The organism is Pseudomonas sp. LG1D9, assembly GCF_002949995.1.
GTDB lineage: Bacteria > Pseudomonadota > Gammaproteobacteria > Pseudomonadales > Pseudomonadaceae > Aquipseudomonas > Aquipseudomonas proteolytica.
Map to the genome: position 1 here is coordinate 4505722 of NZ_CP026881.1, position 16384 is coordinate 4522105.

20 protein-coding genes are annotated in these 16384 nt (G+C 62.4%); 16 read left to right on the top strand and 4 right to left on the bottom strand.

What is annotated here, in order from left to right; genetic code table 11:
• Positions 1-11 precede the first annotated feature (11 nt).
• The 16 genes from C5F71_RS21040 (at position 12) to C5F71_RS21115 (ending at position 11897) form a co-directional block, all read left to right on the top strand.
• Positions 12-407 carry a hypothetical protein gene (locus tag C5F71_RS21040; RefSeq protein ID WP_029292605.1) on the top strand — a complete coding sequence of 132 codons (396 nt, stop codon included), beginning with the start codon at positions 12-14 and terminating at the stop codon, positions 405-407.
• Positions 408-718: 311 nt separating this feature from the next.
• Positions 719-1552: a phosphonate ABC transporter ATP-binding protein gene (phnC, locus tag C5F71_RS21045; RefSeq protein ID WP_092234593.1), complete on the top strand. Its 834-nt coding sequence runs from the start codon at positions 719-721 to the stop codon at positions 1550-1552.
• Between the two features lie 32 nt (positions 1553-1584).
• Complete coding sequence (gene phnD, locus C5F71_RS21050) at positions 1585-2586, top strand: phosphonate ABC transporter substrate-binding protein (RefSeq protein WP_092234596.1); 1002 nt, start codon at positions 1585-1587, stop codon at positions 2584-2586.
• Positions 2587-2732: 146 nt separating this feature from the next.
• Positions 2733-3515, top strand: coding sequence for a phosphonate ABC transporter, permease protein PhnE (phnE, locus tag C5F71_RS21055; RefSeq protein WP_032859104.1), 783 nt, complete (start codon positions 2733-2735; stop codon positions 3513-3515).
• 35 nt (positions 3516-3550) lie between these two features.
• On the top strand, positions 3551-4255 hold the full coding sequence (phnF, locus tag C5F71_RS21060) for a phosphonate metabolism transcriptional regulator PhnF (protein WP_166647836.1): 705 nt from the start codon (positions 3551-3553) through the stop codon (positions 4253-4255).
• 11 nt (positions 4256-4266) lie between these two features.
• Entirely contained in the window at positions 4267-4704 is a 438-nt protein-coding gene (phnG, locus tag C5F71_RS21065) for a phosphonate C-P lyase system protein PhnG (protein WP_104911859.1), read from the top strand.
• Positions 4704-5294: a phosphonate C-P lyase system protein PhnH gene (gene phnH / locus C5F71_RS21070; protein WP_104911860.1), complete on the top strand. Its 591-nt coding sequence runs from the start codon at positions 4704-4706 to the stop codon at positions 5292-5294. The genes phnG and phnH overlap by 1 nt, the downstream gene beginning before the upstream one ends.
• A complete protein-coding gene (locus C5F71_RS21075; protein ID WP_104911861.1) occupies positions 5294-6370 on the top strand; it encodes a carbon-phosphorus lyase complex subunit PhnI in 1077 nt (358 codons plus the stop codon). The genes phnH and C5F71_RS21075 overlap by 1 nt, the downstream gene beginning before the upstream one ends.
• A complete protein-coding gene (locus C5F71_RS21080; RefSeq protein WP_104911862.1) occupies positions 6363-7229 on the top strand; it encodes an alpha-D-ribose 1-methylphosphonate 5-phosphate C-P-lyase PhnJ in 867 nt (288 codons plus the stop codon). Before C5F71_RS21075 ends, C5F71_RS21080 begins: the two co-directional genes overlap by 8 nt.
• Positions 7190-7999 carry a phosphonate C-P lyase system protein PhnK gene (gene phnK / locus C5F71_RS21085; RefSeq protein ID WP_166647843.1) on the top strand — a complete coding sequence of 270 codons (810 nt, stop codon included), beginning with the start codon at positions 7190-7192 and terminating at the stop codon, positions 7997-7999. The genes C5F71_RS21080 and phnK overlap by 40 nt, the downstream gene beginning before the upstream one ends.
• The gene (gene phnL, locus C5F71_RS21090) at positions 7999-8718 is read left to right on the top strand and encodes a phosphonate C-P lyase system protein PhnL (RefSeq protein WP_104911864.1); all 720 of its coding nucleotides are present in this window, start codon (positions 7999-8001) and stop codon (positions 8716-8718) included. Before phnK ends, phnL begins: the two co-directional genes overlap by 1 nt.
• On the top strand, positions 8708-9853 hold the full coding sequence (locus tag C5F71_RS21095) for an alpha-D-ribose 1-methylphosphonate 5-triphosphate diphosphatase (protein WP_104911865.1): 1146 nt from the start codon (positions 8708-8710) through the stop codon (positions 9851-9853). Before phnL ends, C5F71_RS21095 begins: the two co-directional genes overlap by 11 nt.
• On the top strand, positions 9853-10419 hold the full coding sequence (gene phnN / locus C5F71_RS21100) for a phosphonate metabolism protein/1,5-bisphosphokinase (PRPP-forming) PhnN (RefSeq protein ID WP_104911866.1): 567 nt from the start codon (positions 9853-9855) through the stop codon (positions 10417-10419). The genes C5F71_RS21095 and phnN overlap by 1 nt, the downstream gene beginning before the upstream one ends.
• Complete coding sequence (phnP, locus tag C5F71_RS21105) at positions 10410-11159, top strand: phosphonate metabolism protein PhnP (RefSeq protein ID WP_092234623.1); 750 nt, start codon at positions 10410-10412, stop codon at positions 11157-11159. Before phnN ends, phnP begins: the two co-directional genes overlap by 10 nt.
• Positions 11160-11280: 121 nt before the next feature.
• Complete coding sequence (locus tag C5F71_RS21110) at positions 11281-11469, top strand: type II toxin-antitoxin system HicA family toxin (protein WP_029292612.1); 189 nt, start codon at positions 11281-11283, stop codon at positions 11467-11469.
• A gap of 23 nt (positions 11470-11492) precedes the next feature.
• Complete coding sequence (locus tag C5F71_RS21115) at positions 11493-11897, top strand: type II toxin-antitoxin system HicB family antitoxin (RefSeq protein ID WP_029292614.1); 405 nt, start codon at positions 11493-11495, stop codon at positions 11895-11897.
• Positions 11898-12042: 145 nt separating this feature from the next.
• Here the strand turns inward: C5F71_RS21115 and C5F71_RS21120 are convergent, their stop codons facing one another.
• The 4 genes from C5F71_RS21120 to C5F71_RS21135 all read right to left on the bottom strand — a co-directional run bounded on the left by C5F71_RS21120 (position 12043) and on the right by C5F71_RS21135 (position 16298).
• Complete coding sequence (locus C5F71_RS21120) at positions 12043-13239, bottom strand: MFS transporter (protein ID WP_169874588.1); 1197 nt, start codon at positions 13237-13239, stop codon at positions 12043-12045.
• 229 nt (positions 13240-13468) lie between these two features.
• A complete protein-coding gene (locus C5F71_RS21125; RefSeq protein WP_104911867.1) occupies positions 13469-14473 on the bottom strand; it encodes a sulfate ABC transporter substrate-binding protein in 1005 nt (334 codons plus the stop codon).
• A gap of 93 nt (positions 14474-14566) precedes the next feature.
• A complete protein-coding gene (locus C5F71_RS21130) occupies positions 14567-15391 on the bottom strand; it encodes an ion transporter (protein ID WP_029292622.1) in 825 nt (274 codons plus the stop codon).
• A 31-nt stretch (positions 15392-15422) separates the two neighbouring features.
• Positions 15423-16298 carry an urea transporter gene (locus C5F71_RS21135; protein ID WP_104911868.1) on the bottom strand — a complete coding sequence of 292 codons (876 nt, stop codon included), beginning with the start codon at positions 16296-16298 and terminating at the stop codon, positions 15423-15425.
• Positions 16299-16384 lie beyond the last annotated feature (86 nt).

A 16384-nucleotide genomic window follows, 5' to 3' on the forward strand; every position in this document is an offset into this window, starting at 1 on the left:
AGGAAACGCCCATGACCGCCATCGCTCGTATCACCCTGCTCAGCCTGGTATTGGGCTTGAGTGCTTGCGCGGTTCATCGGCCACCACCAGCCCCTACGGGCCCGACCATTCCTCCGTCGGGCCCGTCGACCCAGCCGAGCAGCAAACCCAGCGGCCCGGTCATCGCCCCGCCCAAACCCTTGCCGAGCAAATCCCCGACCTTCGCCCCGCCTCCCGGCGCTGCCAGCCATTGGGACGGCAAGATGCAGGTCTACGTGCTGGACGAGCAACCGGACACCTTCTACCGCCAGCGCACCTACTACCGCTGGAGCAACGGCTGGAGCCGCTCCATCAGCCCGAACGGGCCATGGGAAGAGACGAATGTGCAGGGTGTACCGCCAGGATTGAGCAAGCAGTACGCAAAATGACAAAAGGCGACCTTCGGGTCGCCTTTTTCTTGCCCGCCTGGCACACCGCTACCCATGCCATCACCCTTTGCCAGCGAAAAACTCCCAGACGCTGCGGTCATCCTGAACGCCCGCGTCATCGTTGACGTCCATCGCTGGCAAGCCAGCTCCCACAGGAGAACCCTGCGTGTCAGCCAACCTTTCATAAAACCTTCATCAAGCCGCCCCCCTCCCGTCATGTGCAAGTCATAGGTCTGACACCTCCCGCGCCTACTGTCGTTTGAACTCAAACACAGCCATGGAAGGCTGTTCAAACCAAGACAGAGAAGCCCATGACTCCCGCTATCCATGTCGATCACTTGAACAAGACCTTTTCGAAGAAAACCGCACTGGTCGATCTCGAACTCACCATCGCCACGGGTGAGATGGTCGCGCTGATTGGTGCGTCCGGCTCCGGCAAGTCCACCTTGTTGCGCCATTTGGCGGGCCTGGCCTGTTGCGACAAAGGTAATGGCGGCAGCGTCAAGGTACTGGGCCGGGAGGTGCAGGCCAGTGGGCGGTTGAATGGCAGGGTGCGCAGGTTGCGGGCGGATATCGGTTATATCTTCCAGCAGTTCAACCTGGTCAATCGCCTGAGTGTGATTGACAACGTGCTGCTCGGTTGCCTCGGCCGCATGCCGCGCTGGCGCGGCAACCTCGGGTTGTTCAATGCCGAGGAAAAGCAATGTGCCATGCATTCTTTGGCGCGGGTTGGCCTGGCGGACCTGGCCCAGCAGCGCGCCTCGACCCTGTCCGGTGGCCAGCAGCAGCGCGTGGCGATTGCCCGGGCGCTGACCCAGCGCGCCGAGGTGATTCTCGCCGATGAACCCATCGCCTCACTCGACCCGGAGTCGGCGCGCAAGGTCATGGAGATCCTCGCCGACATCAATCGCCGCGACGGCAAGACCGTCGTGGTGACCCTGCATCAAGTCGATTACGCCATGCGTTATTGCCCGCGTGCCGTGGCGCTCAAGGGTGGGCGCATTCATTTCGACGGGCAGGGCAGCGCAATGAGCAGCCAGTTTCTCAACGATCTGTACGGTGCCGATGTCGACACCAGTCTGATGTTTTCCGACCAGTCCCGCCACGCCGAGTTGCCCCAGCGGCTGGCCCTGGCACGCGCTTGAACCCTTACTCACGAGCCACAGGAGCCTGTTCCATGCTGAACCGTATCGGTCATGTTTTTCTATCTGCGGTGTTGTTGGCCAGTGTCGCCATGGGCAATGCCCAGGCTGCCGACAAGGCGATCAACTTCGGCATCATGTCCACCGAGTCTTCGCAGAACCTCAAGAGCATCTGGCAGCCATTTCTCGATGACATGCACAAGAAGACCGGCCTGACCATCAACGCCACCTTCGCCTCCGACTATGCCGGCCTGATCCAGGGCATGCGTTTCAACAAGGTCGATGTGGCCTGGCTCGGCAACAAGGCGGCGATGGAAGCGGTGGACCGCTCCAACGGTGAGATCTTCGCCCAGACCGCCGCCGCCAACGGTGCCGCCGGTTACTGGAGCCTGTTGATCGTGCGCAAGGACAGCCCCCTCAACTCCGTTGAAGACATGCTCAAGAACGCCAAGAACCTGACCTTCGGCAATGGCGACCCGAACTCCACCTCGGGCTATCTGGTGCCGGGCTACTACGTGTTCGCCAAGAACAACGTGGATGCCGCCACCGCCTTCAAGCGCACCCTCAACTCCAGCCATGAAGTCAACGCACTGAGCGTGGCCAAGGGGCAGTTGGACGTGGCCACCTTTAACACCGAAAGCTGGGACCGCCTTGAAGTGACCCAACCGGACAAGGCCGCGCAACTCAAGGTGATCTGGAAGTCGCCACTGATCCCCGCCGACCCGATGGTGTGGAGCAAGGCATTGACCGACAGCGAGAAAACCAAGATCCGTGAGTTCTTTGCCAATTACGGCGACACCGATGAAGAGAAGGCGGTGCTCAAGAACATGCAGCTGGGCAAGTTCCTCGCTTCCAACGACGACCAGTTGCTGCCGATCCGCCAACTGGAGCTGTTCAAGCAGCGCACCACGATCAGTGCCGACAGCAAGCTCGACGCCGCCGACAAGGCCAAGAAGCTGGCCGACATCGACGCTGACCTGGCCAAGCTGCAACAGCGCCTGACCGAGTTGGACAAGAAAACCGCGGCAAACAGCTAACCCCCTGTGGGAACCGGGCCTATGTGGGAGCGGGCTTGCTCGCGAAAGCGGTGCATCAGTCGCTGGATGGGTTGAATGACACACCGCATTCGCCAGCAAGCCCGCTCCCATACAAGCCCGGTTCCAACAATTATCGAGAGTGACCCATGACTACGTTGCACGCTGAAGCCGTTGGCAAGCGCACCTGGCCGCAATACCTGGGCTGGGGCCTGTTCCTGGTGCTGTTGGCCTGGGCCTGGAAGGGCGCCGAGATGAACCCGCTGGCGCTGTATCGCGATTCGGGAAACATGGCGACCTTCGCTGCCGACTTCTTCCCGCCGGACTTCCACGAATGGCGCTCTTACCTCAAGGAGATGATCGTCACCGTGCAAATCGCCCTCTGGGGCACGGTGCTGGCGATTGTCTGCTCGGTACCCCTGGGCATCCTCTGCGCCGACAACATCACCCCATGGTGGATTCACCAGCCGTTGCGCCGGGTGATGGACGCCTTCCGCTCGATCAACGAGATGGTGTTCGCCATGTTGTTCGTGGTGGCGGTCGGCCTGGGTCCGTTTGCCGGCGTTCTGGCCTTGTGGATCAGCACCACCGGGGTCCTTGCAAAGTTGTTTGCCGAAGCGGTCGAGGCCATCGACCCAGGCCCGGTGGAAGGGGTGCGCGCCACCGGTGCCAGCGCCTTGCAGGAAGTGATCTACGGCGTGATCCCGCAAGTGATGCCGCTGTGGGTGAGCTACGCGCTCTACCGCTTCGAAGCCAATGTGCGCTCGGCAACGGTGGTGGGCATGGTCGGCGCCGGCGGGATCGGGGTGATCCTGTGGGAGAACATCCGCGCCTTCCAGTTCGTCCAGACCTGTGCGGTGCTGCTGGTAATCATTGTGGTCGTGAGCCTGATCGACGTGCTGTCCCAACGGCTGCGCAAGCGGTTTATCTGACTTCGGAGGGGTGCCTGAGGGCGCTTTTTTAAAGCATGCAGTTGTCTAGACAAGATGAGCCGGTGTATCGCGAGCTCGCCGATATCCTGCGTCGCGAACTCAGCGATTACCAGGCCGGTGACTTCCTGCCGGGCGAGGTGCAATTGGCTGAACGTTTTGGCGTCAACCGCCACACGCTGCGTCGGGCCATTGATGAGTTGGTGTTCGAAGGCAGCCTGCTGCGTCAGCAGGGCAAGGGCACGCAAGTGCTGGACCGGCCGCTGATCTACCCGATGGGCGCCGACACCGCCTACAGCCAATCACTGTCGGCCCAGGGCCACGGGGTGCAGGCGCTGTTGCTCAAGCGCCGTTATTGCTACGCCAGCCGTGACGAAGCGCAGCACCTGGGGATCGCCGAGATGGCGCCGATGATCGAGCTGCAAACCCTGCGCAAACTTGACCAGCAGCCGGTCAGCCTGATCCGCCATCGCTACTGCGCCAGCCATGCGCCGCTGCTGGCTGACTACAACGGCGGCTCCCTGCGCCAATACCTGCGCGAGCGCGACCTGCCGCTGACCCGCACCCAGAGCCTGATCGGTGCGCGCCTGCCCAACCGTGATGAAGCTGCGCTGCTGATGATGCCCCGGCACTTGCCAGCCTTGACCGTATTCACCCTTTCCCGCGATCGCGATGGCCGCCCGGTGGAGCTGGCGCAGTCCACCAGCCGTTCGGATCGCTTCCAGTACCAGGTGCTGACCTGATGGAGAGTTTGATGAGCCTGTCCCCGCGTCAACACTGGATCGGCGTGCTTGCCCGCGCCCTTCGCAGTGAACTGATCCCCCACGAAGCGGCCCTGCGCGACGCCGATTACCAACTGATCCGTGCCCCGGAAATCGGCATGACCCTGGTTCGCGGGCGCATGGGCGGCAATGGCGCACCGTTCAACGTCGGCGAAATGAGCGTGACCCGTTGCGTGGTACGCCTGGCCGATGGGCGCACCGGCTACAGCTACCTGGCAGGGCGCGACAAAGTGCATGCCGAACTGGCGGCCCTGGCCGATGCCCATCTGCAAAGCGCGCAGCCGAGCCAGTGGCTCAGTGATTTGGTCGACGCACTGGCCAACGCCCAGGCCCGGCGCCGTGCGCAAAAAGAAGCCGATACCGCCGCCACCAAGGTCGAGTTCTTCACCCTGGTGCGAGGAGAAAACTGATGAATGCTCAATTATTGCAACCGGCGTTTGTCGATCCGGTCCTGGATGCCCAACGCAGCTTTCGCGCAGCGCTCAAGGCCTTGGCCGAACCGGGCTTGATCCAGCCGCTGTCCACGGCCCCGCATCTCGAAGGCCTGGCGCCGGCCACCTACGCCTTGTGCCTGGGGCTGTTGGATGCAGACACGCCGTTGTGGCTGGCGCCGAGCTTCGATACGCCGCTGATCCGCGCCAACCTGGCCTTCCACTGTGGCTGCCCGCTGGCCGTGCGCCGCGAAGACGCGGTGTTCGCCTTGTTGGGGGAGCACGACTTGCTCGACCTGAGCGGCTTCGACCACGGCAATGACCGTTATCCCGACCAGTCGTGCACCTTGCTGGTCCAGTTGAGTGACCTCGATAGCGGGCGCGGCCTGAACTGGAGCGGCCCGGGCATCCAGGCCGGGCGCCAGGTCAACCTGCCGCTGCCCCAGGCGTTCTGGCTGGAACGCCTGCGTCGCGAGGCGTTCCCCCGAGGCCTGGACGTGCTGTTCTGCGCCGGCCACCACCTGCTCGGTTTACCCCGCAGCACCCGCATCGCAGAGGAGTGTGCCTGATGTACGTAGCCGTCAAGGGTGGCGAACAGGCCATCGACAATGCCCACCGCCTGCTGGCGAAAAAACGCCGGGGCGATACCGCGATTCCCGAACTGAGTGTGGAGCAGATCCGCCAGCAGCTGCCGCTGGCCGTTGCGCGGGTGATGACCGAAGGCTCGCTGTACGACGAAGAACTGGCCGCACTGGCAATCAAGCAAGCGGCGGGGGACCTGGTGGAAGCGATCTTCCTGCTACGCGCCTACCGCACCACGTTGCCGCGCTTCAGCCCCAGCCTGCCGATCGACACCGCGCAGATGCAGCTCAGCCGGCGTTTGTCCGCAACCTTCAAGGATGTGCCCGGCGGCCAATTGCTTGGCCCCACGTTCGACTACACCCACCGCCTGCTGGATTTTGCGCTGCTGGCCGAAGGTGAGTATCCAGGCCCGGAAACCAGCGCCCAAGCACGGGTTGAAGCGTGCCCACGCGTACTGGGGTTGTTGGCCAAAGAAGGCTTGATCAAGAACGAAGCCGACGACGATGCCCGCGTTGCCGATATCACCCGCGACCCGCTGGAGTTCCCTGCCAGCCGCGCCGAGCGCCTGCAAGCCCTGGCCCGTGGCGATGAGGGGTTTCTGTTGGCGCTGGGTTATTCGACCCAGCGCGGCTATGGGCGCAATCACCCTTTTGCCGGGGAAATTCGCATCGGTGACGTAGAGGTGTGGATCGATCCCGAGGAACTGGGTTTTCCCATCTGCCTGGGCAGCATCGAAGTCACCGAGTGCGAGATGGTCAACCAGTTCGTCGGCTCGGCCACTGAGCTGGCGCAGTTCACCCGTGGCTACGGCCTGGCGTTCGGGCATGCCGAGCGTAAGGCCATGGGCATGGCGCTGGTGGACCGCTCGCTGCGCGCCGAAGAGTTCAACGAAGAGGTGGTGTCGCCGGCCCAACGTGAAGAGTTTGTGCTGGCCCACTGCGACAACGTCGAGGCCGCCGGTTTTGTCTCGCACCTCAAATTGCCTCACTACGTGGACTTCCAGGCCGAACTGGAGCTGATCCGCAAACTGCGCCAACCGGCTGAGGGTTCTCGCCATGAATGACATTACCCAGATACCCGCGCGTGATCCGGCCTACAACTTCGCCTACCTCGACGAACAGACCAAACGCATGATCCGCCGCGCCTTGCTCAAGGCCGTGGCAATCCCGGGTTACCAGGTGCCATTCGGTGGCCGCGAGATGCCGCTGCCCTATGGCTGGGGCACCGGCGGCATGCAATTGACCGCGGCAATCCTGGGCGCTGAGGACGTGCTCAAGGTCATCGACCAGGGCGCCGACGACACCACCAACGCCGTGTCCATTCGCCGTTTTTTTGCGCGCACCGCCGGCATCGCCACTACCGAGGCCACCCCCGAGGCGACGGTGATCCAGACCCGCCACCGCATCCCCGAAACGCCGTTGCAGGCCGGGCAGATCATGGTCTATCAGGTGCCGATCCCCGAGCCGCTGCGTTTTATCGAGCCCTCGGAAACCGAGACCCGCACCATGCATGCCCTCAATGACTACGGGGTGATGCACGTAAAGCTCTACGAAGATATCGCCACCTTTGGCCATATCGCCACGGCCTATGCCTACCCGGTGATGGTCGACGAACGCTATGTGATGGACCCCTCGCCAATCCCCAAATTCGACAACCCCAAACTCGACATGAGCCCGGCGCTGATGCTGTTCGGTGCCGGTCGCGAAAAGCGCCTGTACGCGGTGCCGCCGTACACCCAGGTCAGCAGCCTGGACTTCGAGGATCACCCGTTCGAAGTGCAGAAGTGGCAACACTGCTGTGCGATCTGTGGCAGCCACGAATCATTCCTCGACGAGCTGATTCTGGATGACGCCGGCACCCAGAGTTTCGTGTGTTCCGACACCTGGTATTGCGCCCAACGGGTCAAGGAGAACAACCAGTGAGCCAGCCTTTATTGCAAGTGCGTGACCTGTCCCTGTTGTACGGCCCGCAGAAGGGTTGCCAGGGCGTGAGCTTTGATCTGTACCCCGGCGAAGTACTGGGGATTGTCGGCGAGTCCGGCTCGGGCAAATCCACCTTGCTCTCGCTGTTGAGCGGGCGCTTGCCGCCCCAGGCCGGCAGCATCGGTTATCGGAGCAAGGAGGGCGAATGGCTGGACCTGTACAGCGCCAGCGAAGCCGAACGCCGCACTTTGCTGCGCACCGAATGGGGCTTTGTCGAGCAGAACCCCCGCGACGGCCTGCGCATGGGCGTTTCGGCTGGCGCCAACATCGGCGAGCGCTTGATGGCCCAGGGTGTGCGCAACTACCAGCAACTGCGCGGCGCCGGCCTGGATTGGCTGGGCCAGGTGGAAATCGACCCGCAACGTATCGACGACTTGCCGCGCACCTTCTCCGGCGGTATGCAGCAGCGCCTGCAAATCGCCCGCAACCTCGTCTCCAGCCCGCGCCTGGTGTTTATGGATGAACCCACTGGCGGCCTCGACGTGTCGGTGCAGGCGCGCTTGCTCGACTTGTTGCGCGGCCTGGTGCGCGAGCTGGACCTGGCGGTGGTGATCGTCACTCACGACCTGGCCGTTGCGCGTCTGCTGGCCGACCGCCTGATGGTGATGCGCCGTTCACGGGTGGTGGAAACCGGCTTGACCGACCAGATCCTCGACGATCCACAGCATCCTTACTCCCAACTGCTGGTGTCTTCGGTATTGCAGCCATGATGAATACGTTGATTGAGGTCCGAGACCTGTCGAAAACCTTCACCTTGCACCAGCAGAACGGCGTGGTGCTGAACGTGCTGCGCGGGGTGGATTTCAGTGTGCAGGGCGGTGAGTGCCTGGTACTCCACGGCCAGTCCGGCGCCGGTAAAAGCACCTTGCTGCGCACCCTGTACGGCAACTACCTGCCTGCGGGCGGCAGTATTCGCATCTGCCACGACGGGCAATGGCTGGAACTGGTGGGCGCACAACCCCGGGACATTCTCCAGGTACGCCAGCAGACCCTGGGCTATGTCAGCCAGTTCTTGCGGGTGATCCCACGGGTGGCGTGCCTGGATGTGGTAATGGAGCCGGCACTGGCCCGTGGTTGGCCGAAACCTCAGGCCCAGGCGCGGGCCGAGCACTTGCTGGCGCGCCTGAATATCCCGCAGCGCCTGTGGCAACTGGCGCCGGGTACGTTCTCTGGTGGCGAGCAGCAGCGGGTCAATATCGCCCGCGGCTTTATGGTGGCCTGGCCGGTGATGTTGCTGGACGAACCGACGGCTTCCCTGGATGACAGCAACCGCCAGGTTGTTCTGGAACTGATGAACGAAGCCAAGGCTGGCGGTGCCGCACTGATCGGCATCTTCCATGACCGCGCCGCCCGTGAAGCGGTGGCCGACCGTCATTTGGACATGACACCTGCCCATCAAGCCGAAGAGGACTACGCCCATGCCCGTTGAACAGATCCTCAGCAATGCCCGGTTGGTCACGGCTGATCGTGTATTTCTCGGCAGCGTGGTGTTGCGTGACGGGATGATCGTCGACCTCGCCGAAGGCCGCAGCCAGTTGCCCCAGGCCCAGGACCTGGGCGGAGATTTCCTGATGCCGGGGCTGGTGGAGTTGCACACCGACAACCTGGAAAAGCACATGACCCCACGGCCCGGCGTGGACTGGCCGTCGACTTCGGCGGTGCTCAGCCATGACGCGCAGATCATCGCCGCCGGCATCACCACGGTGTTCGACGCGGTGTCCATCGGCGACGTCAATCCCAGGGGCAATCGCATGCAGAAACTGCCGGCGATGCTCAATGCCATTGCCTCGGCGCAAGAAGCCGGTCTGACCCGCGCCGAACACCGCCTGCACCTGCGTTGCGAGCTGTGCCACCCGGATACCTTGAGCGTGTTCCGCGACCTGGTAGAAAACCCGTTGGTGCAACTGGTGTCGGTGATGGACCACTCACCGGGCCAGCGCCAGTTTGTGCTGGAGTCCAAGTACCGTGAGTACTACATGGGCAAGTACCACCTGAACGACGAGACCATGGACGCGTTTATCGTGCTGCAAATGGCTAACTCCAAGGCCTACAGCGAGCGTTACCGTGCCGCGATTGTCGAGCATTGCCTGGCGCGTGGCCTGTCGGTGGCCAGCCATGATGACGCGACCCTGGCCCATGTCGAGGAGTCGGCGCGCTACGGCATGAGCATCGCGGAATTCCCCACCACCCTGGAAGCCGCGCGCGGTTGCAGGCAACTTGGGATGAACGTGCTGATGGGCGCACCGAACGTGGTGCGTGGCGGGTCGCACTCGGGTAATGTGGCCGCCGCCGGCCTGGCCGCCGAAGGATTGCTGGATATACTTTCCAGTGACTATTACCCCGCCAGCCTGCTACAGGCGGCGTTCGTCCTGGCCGATCAGCAGGATGGCGGCGATCTTTCGCGCGCGGTCAGGATGATCAGCCAGGCTCCGGCACGCGCTGCGGGCTTGCATGATCGTGGTGAAATTGCCATTGGCCTGCGGGCGGACCTGGTGCAAGCTCGCAGCCGTGAAGGGCTGCCAGTGGTCCAACAAGTCTGGCGACAAGCCAAGAGGGTGTTTTGATGGTGGGCAGGTTGATCTATCTCATCGGGCCATCGGGTTCGGGCAAGGACAGCCTGTTGGATGCCGCGCGTGCGCCATTGGCCGAGCGCGGCTGCCGCATTGTGCGGCGGGTCATCACCCGTTCGGCGGAAGCGGTGGGCGAGGCCGCCCAGGGCGTAAGCCCCGCGCAATTCGCGACATTGCAAGCCGAGGGCGGCTTTGCCCTCAGTTGGCAGGCCAATGGTTTGTCTTATGGCATTCCACGGCAGATCGACGACTGGCTGGCGGCCGGCGACGATGTGCTGGTCAATGGCTCCCGTGGGCACCTGGCGCAAACCCGCGCGCGTTATCCGACGCTGTTGGTGGTGCTGCTGACGGTGGACCAGGCGGTGTTGCGCCAACGCTTGCTGGCGCGGGGCCGTGAGTCGGTGGCAGAAATCGACGCACGCCTGGCCCGCAACGCACAGTTCAGCGACAGCCTGAAGGCCGCGCCCGGAGTATTTCTGCTGGATAACTCCGGGCCGTTGGCGCACACCGTCGCCCGATTGCTCGATTGTCTGGAGCCGGGGCATTCGGCATGCGCCTGACCCTGCTGGGCACCGGCGATGCCCGCCAAGTCCCGGTGTATGGCTGCGAATGCGCCGCCTGTGCCCTGGCGCGCAGCCATGAACACTTGCGCCGCCGCGAGTGCAGCGCGCTGATCGAGTGCGGCGACCAGCGCTGGTTGATCGACAGCGGGCTGACAGATCTGACCGAGCGCTTCCCGCCACGCAGCCTCAACGGCATTCTGCAGACCCACTACCATGCGGATCATGCCCAGGGCCTGCTGCATCTGCGCTGGGGCCAGGGCCTGATCATTGCGGTGCATGGCCCGGCCGATCCCGAAGGCCTGTCGGACCTCTACAAACACCCCGGTATCCTTGATTTCAGCCAGCCCTTTGCCGAGTTCGAAACCCGGCAGTTTGGCGAACTGGCGGTCACCGCGTTGCCCCTCCAGCATTCCAAGCCGACGTTCGGGTACCTGCTGCAAGGGCAGGGGCGGCGCCTGGCCTATCTGACCGATACCACGGGCCTGCCGCCGGCAACCATTGCCTGGTTGCGCCGCGAGCCCCTGGATGTGATGGTCATCGACTGCTCCATGCCACCGCAACCCCAGGCGCCGCGCAATCACAATGACCTGACATTGGCCCTGCACTGCATCGACGCGTGCGGCGCCGAGCTTGGGGTGTTGACCCACGTCGGGCACACGCTGGATGCCTGGCTGTTGCAGCATCGCGCTGAGCTGCCGGGGCATGTGACGGTGGGCTGGGATGGGCGGGTGCTTTAACCCAAGGCCTGCGGCTTTTCAATATCCGGCAAAACAACCGCCAGTCTGCCTCGATAAATCTGTGCTTGAGTAAAGATAACTCTGGGGTTATTTTTATTCGGGCCAGAGCAAGGAGGCTGTGGTGCAAAGCAGGCTATTGATCAAGGAACTGCAAGCGGCGGGCTGGGTGCTGGATCGGGTCACGGGCAGCCATCATATTTTCACGCATCGCTATAACCCGTACACGATACCGGTGCCCCATCCCAAGAAGGACCTGCCCTTGGGCACCGTGCGAAGTATCAGGCAGCGTGCCGGGCTGTTTTCGTTCTAGAGCGGTTTTTAAGGAGAATATTCATGCAATACCCAATCTGTATCGAATGGGGCGATGACTTTACCGCCACCGGTATCCAGATCCCCGATATTCCAGGTGCGGTGACCGCCGGGGACAGTTTTGAAGAGGCTTACAACGCGGCAGTGGAAGTGGCGCACATCATGCTGCAAGAGATGGCCAGTGAAGGCCGGGCGATTCCCATGCCGACCTCGGTCGCGGCGCACCACGGCAACGAGGAATACGCCGGGATGGGCTGGGGCATGCTGGAGCTCGATATTTCGCCTTACCTGGGCAAGACCGAGAAGGTCAATGTGACCTTGCCAGGGTATGTGATCCAGCGCATTGACCGGTATGTACGCGAGCACAAGGTGAAGAGCCGCTCATCATTCCTGGCGGATGCGGCGTTGGAGAAGTTGGTGCGTTCTTGATTGTGCTGGGCTGAATGTAGATCGGATGTTTCTTGAGCAACTGACGATTTGCCTTGAAAAATACTGTTCCTTTTTGCGTTTTTTTATAGGGGCTCTTGCGGTTGCTTGGGACAGGATCCTGGGCGTGGCGGCGTGGTCTTGAACGTCAGGCGCTGACTGTCGACGCGCCTCTGGAAACACTCATAAACCGCAACAGGGCCACCAGGGGGAACGCGCTGCCCACCAGGATCACCCCAAACCAGCCGCCGTGTTCATACACACTGCTGGCAATCGCCGAGCCCAGGGCACCGCCGATGAAGATACTGGTCATGTACAGCGCATTCAGACGGCTGCGGCTATGGGCATCGAGGGCGTAGATGGTGCGCTGGCCGAGGACCATGTTCATTTGCACGCAGAAATCCAGGACCACGCCGGTGACCATCAAGCCGATGACACTGTAGGCCGGGTGTACCAACGCAGGCAGAAAACTCAAGGTTGCCAGCAACATAGCCAGCAGCGAAGCGCGATGGGTATGGCCGGCATCTGCCAGGCGTCCGCTGATCGGCGCGGCAATGGCGCCGAGGGCACCCACCAAGGCAAACAGGGCGATTTCACTTTGGCTCAGGCCGTGATTACGCGAGAGCTCCAGGGGGACGGCAGTCCAGAACAGGCTGAAGGCGGCGAACATACAGCCCTGGTAGAACGCCCGTTGGCGCAGCAAGGGTTGCTGACGCAGCAGTGAGCCCAACGACCCCAGCAACTGGCCGTAGCTGGCGCTGTGGTCGGGCTGGCGCTTGGGCACGGTCCGCCATAGCACCAGGCTGATAGCGGCCATCATCGCTGCCGCCGCCATGAACATCGCCCGCCAGCCGAAGTGGTCGGCGACCAGGCTGGAAACCGGACGTGCCAGCAGGATGCCCAGCAACAGGCCGCCCATGATGCTGCCCACCACCCGACCACGGGATTCGGCCGGCGCCAGGTGCGCGGCCAGGGGAATCAGGATCTGCACCGACACCGAGCTGAAGCCGATCAGCAACGACACCAGCAAAAACAGGTTGGGTTGTTCGGTAAACGCCGCGCCCAGCAGGCTGGCAATGGCAACCACGGTGGTGATGATCATCAGCCGGCGGTTTTCCAACAGGTCGCCCAGCGGCACCAGGAAGAACAGACCCAGGGCATAACCGATCTGGGTCAGGGACACAATCAGGCTGGCCATGGCGGGTGTCAGGCCGATATCCGGGGCGATCAGTTCAATGATCGGTTGTGCGTAATAGATGTTGGCGACAATGGCGCCGCAGCAGAACGCAAACAGCAGCACCATGCCACGGGTCAGGGGGGCGGTCGCGGGCGGGGTAGCGATCATGGTGTTCTCGTGAAAGCGGGGAAGGAGGGCGTGAAGGGTAAAGGGTAGGCGAAGGAAGGGAGTAAGTGTTACTGATGATTTCAGTCATGCCTGGCATTGATGCCTTACGCGCAAGCCAATGTGGGAGCGGGCTTGCTCGCGAATGCGGTGGGTCAGACAAATAGTTTTTGACTGATACACCCCATTCGCGAGCAAGCCCGCTCCCACACAAGCCCGCTCTCACATTCAGTTACTGGCCGCTGTAGATCTGGTCGAATACCCCGCCATCATTGAAGTGGGTCTTTTGCACGGTGCGCCAGTCACCAAAGGTCTTCTCCACCGACAAGAAGTCGACTTTCGGGAAGCGATCGGTGTATTTGGCCAGTACTGCCGGGTCCCGTGGACGCAGGTAGTTGTTGGCGGCAATTTCCTGGCCTTCTGCCGACCACAGGTATTTCAGGTAGTCATTGGCAACGTCTCGGGTGCCTTTTTTGTCGACCACTTTATCGACCACCGACACCGGTGGCTCGGCTTCGGCAGAGACGCTTGGGTAGACCACTTCGAATTGATCGCGGCCGAATTCACGGGCAATCATTTCCGCTTCGTTTTCAAAGGTCACCAGCACGTCGCCGATCTGGTTGGTCATGAAGGTCGTGGTGGCGGCACGGCCACCGGTATCGAGCACCGGTGCTTGCTTGAACAGCTTGCCAACAAAATCCTTGGCCTTGTTTTCATCACCGCCGTTCTTCAGCACATAGCCCCAGGCCGACAGGTAGGTATAGCGACCGTTACCCGAGGTCTTGGGGTTGGGCACGATCACCTGCACGCTATCCTTGAGCAGATCCGGCCAGTCTTTCAGGGCCTTGGGGTTGCCCTTGCGCACGATAAACACGGTGGCGGACGTGAACGGCGCACTGTTGTTCGGCAGGCGGGTGACCCAGTTGTCTGGCACCAGTTTGCCGTTGTCGGCCAGGGCGTTGATGTCGGTGGCCATGTTCATGGTGATCACGTCAGCCGGCAGGCCGTCGATGACCGAGCGCGCCTGTTTGCTGGAACCGCCGAAGGACATCTGCAAGGTCAACTTGTCGTCCGGGTGCTCGGCTTGCCAGTGCTTCTGGAACGCGGCGTTGTAATCCTTGTAGAAGTCGCGCATCACGTCATAGGAGACGTTGAGCAGGGTGGTCGAGGCAGCCTGGGCACCGATAGACAGTGCAAGGCCTGCGGCCAGGAGAGAAGCGCTAACGAGTTTTTTCACTGCTCATTCCTTGTTGTTCGAGAAGGTAGTGGCTTATAGCCCACGACTATAGCCGGGGCGGCATAGACGCTTAAAGATTAAAAAGAACTTTGCTTATTCCACTTTCTGATAGAGCCCGTTGCCACAGCGCGAACAGAAGGCCGCGTTGGGTTCATGGGTGTTTTTCTTGCACACCGGGCAATCATGTTGCAGTTGCTCGCCGCGCATGGCGTTGGCCAGTTCGGCGGTAAAAATCCCGGTAGGCACGGCGATGATCGAGTAACCGGTGATCATCACCAGCGACGAGATCACCTGGCCCAGCGGGGTCTTGGGCACGATGTCGCCAAAGCCCACGGTGGTCAGGGTCACGATAGCCCAGTAAATACCCTTGGGGATGCTGGTAAAACCATGCTCCGGGCCTTCAATCACGTACATCAGGGTGCCGAACACCGTTACCAGGGTGCAGACACTGACCAGGAACACCACGATCTTCTGCTTGCTGCCGCGCAGCGCCGACATCAGGTAGTTGGCTTGCTTGAGGTACGGGCTGAGCTTGAGCACACGGAAGATCCGCAGCATGCGGATGATGCGGATAATCAGCAGGTACTGGGCGTCGCTGTAGTACAGGGCAAGGATGCCGGGGACGATGGCCAGCAAGTCCACCAACCCGTAGAAGCTGAAGGCATAGCGCAACGGCTTGGGCGAGCAATACAGGCGCAGGCCGTACTCGATAGCGAAGATCAGCGTGAAGCCCCACTCGATATAGGCCAGCACATCAGCGTAGTTCTGGTGCACTTCGTCGATGCTGTCGAGCATCACGATCACCAGGCTTGCGAGGATGATCAGCAACAGGATGCCGTCAAAACGCCGCCCGGCTGCCGTGTCGCTCTGGAATACCATGACGTAGAGCCGCTGGCGCCAGTCGTTGTTGCTGTCCATGAAGTCCGCCTGAATCAAAGGTCTGCGAAGCCTAGGGGGATTCGAACGGGCTGTCCATGTTGGCCCTGTGCCGCAGGCGCAACGTCGCGCGCACCAGCCAGCAGGCCAGGATAAACGGTGCTGTCAGCGGTGCCAGGTGCAGGCCTGCAAAACCGGGGGCAAGCAGGCTTGCCAGGAGGATGCCGAGCAAAGGCAGCCAGGGTTGGCGCCGGTACTGGCTCAGAGCCAGGGCGGCAAGCGCGGGGTTGTAGCTGTGCAGGCCGAGCAGGGCGCCGGTGGGGTCGTCGAGCAACAGGCCGAGTGCCACGCCGCTGCTGGCGCCGAGCATTGCCCAGAGTGCCGCGCGAGGGCTGGCCAGCAGCAGGCCAAGGGCGATCAGCAAGCCGGCCAGTGGTTGATCCAACAGTATGATCTGGCCCAGGCCGACCAGTGGGGCGCCGAGCCAGGCGAGGGAGTCCGCTGGGGTTGCCGGCAGCGCGGCGGGTGAGACCGTGCCGAGCAACAACCAGCCGATGGCCACGAAGGGCACGGTATAGGCCGGCAGGTCATCGCCATGGACCATGCGCTTGACCCATTGCCGGGTCAGGATCGCACTCAGGCCACCGCACGCCAGGATCAGCGGCGGTACCAGCGCCGACCAGGCGAAGTGCTGACTGATCAGCAAACCCAGCAACACACCGTTATAGCTATAGAGCCCGGCCTGGCGCTCGGCCTTGGGATAGTCGCGGCGCTGGGCGGTGAGCAAGCCGGCGACCCCGCCCAGCAGCGCACCGCCAAGCAGGGCCGGGGCGCAGGAGAGGATCGCCAACAGGCACAGCAGGCCACACAGCGGGTGGCGCTGCAGGAAGATCTGGCTGAAGCCGTTGAGCAGGGCTTCGGCCCAGTCGGGGCAGGTTGGGTTGGGCATGGTGAGGGAGTCAGGGAGACCGAGTTGCCCTTATCGCGGGCAAGCCCGCTCCCACATTTGATTGGCGAACCCCATCAAATGTGGGA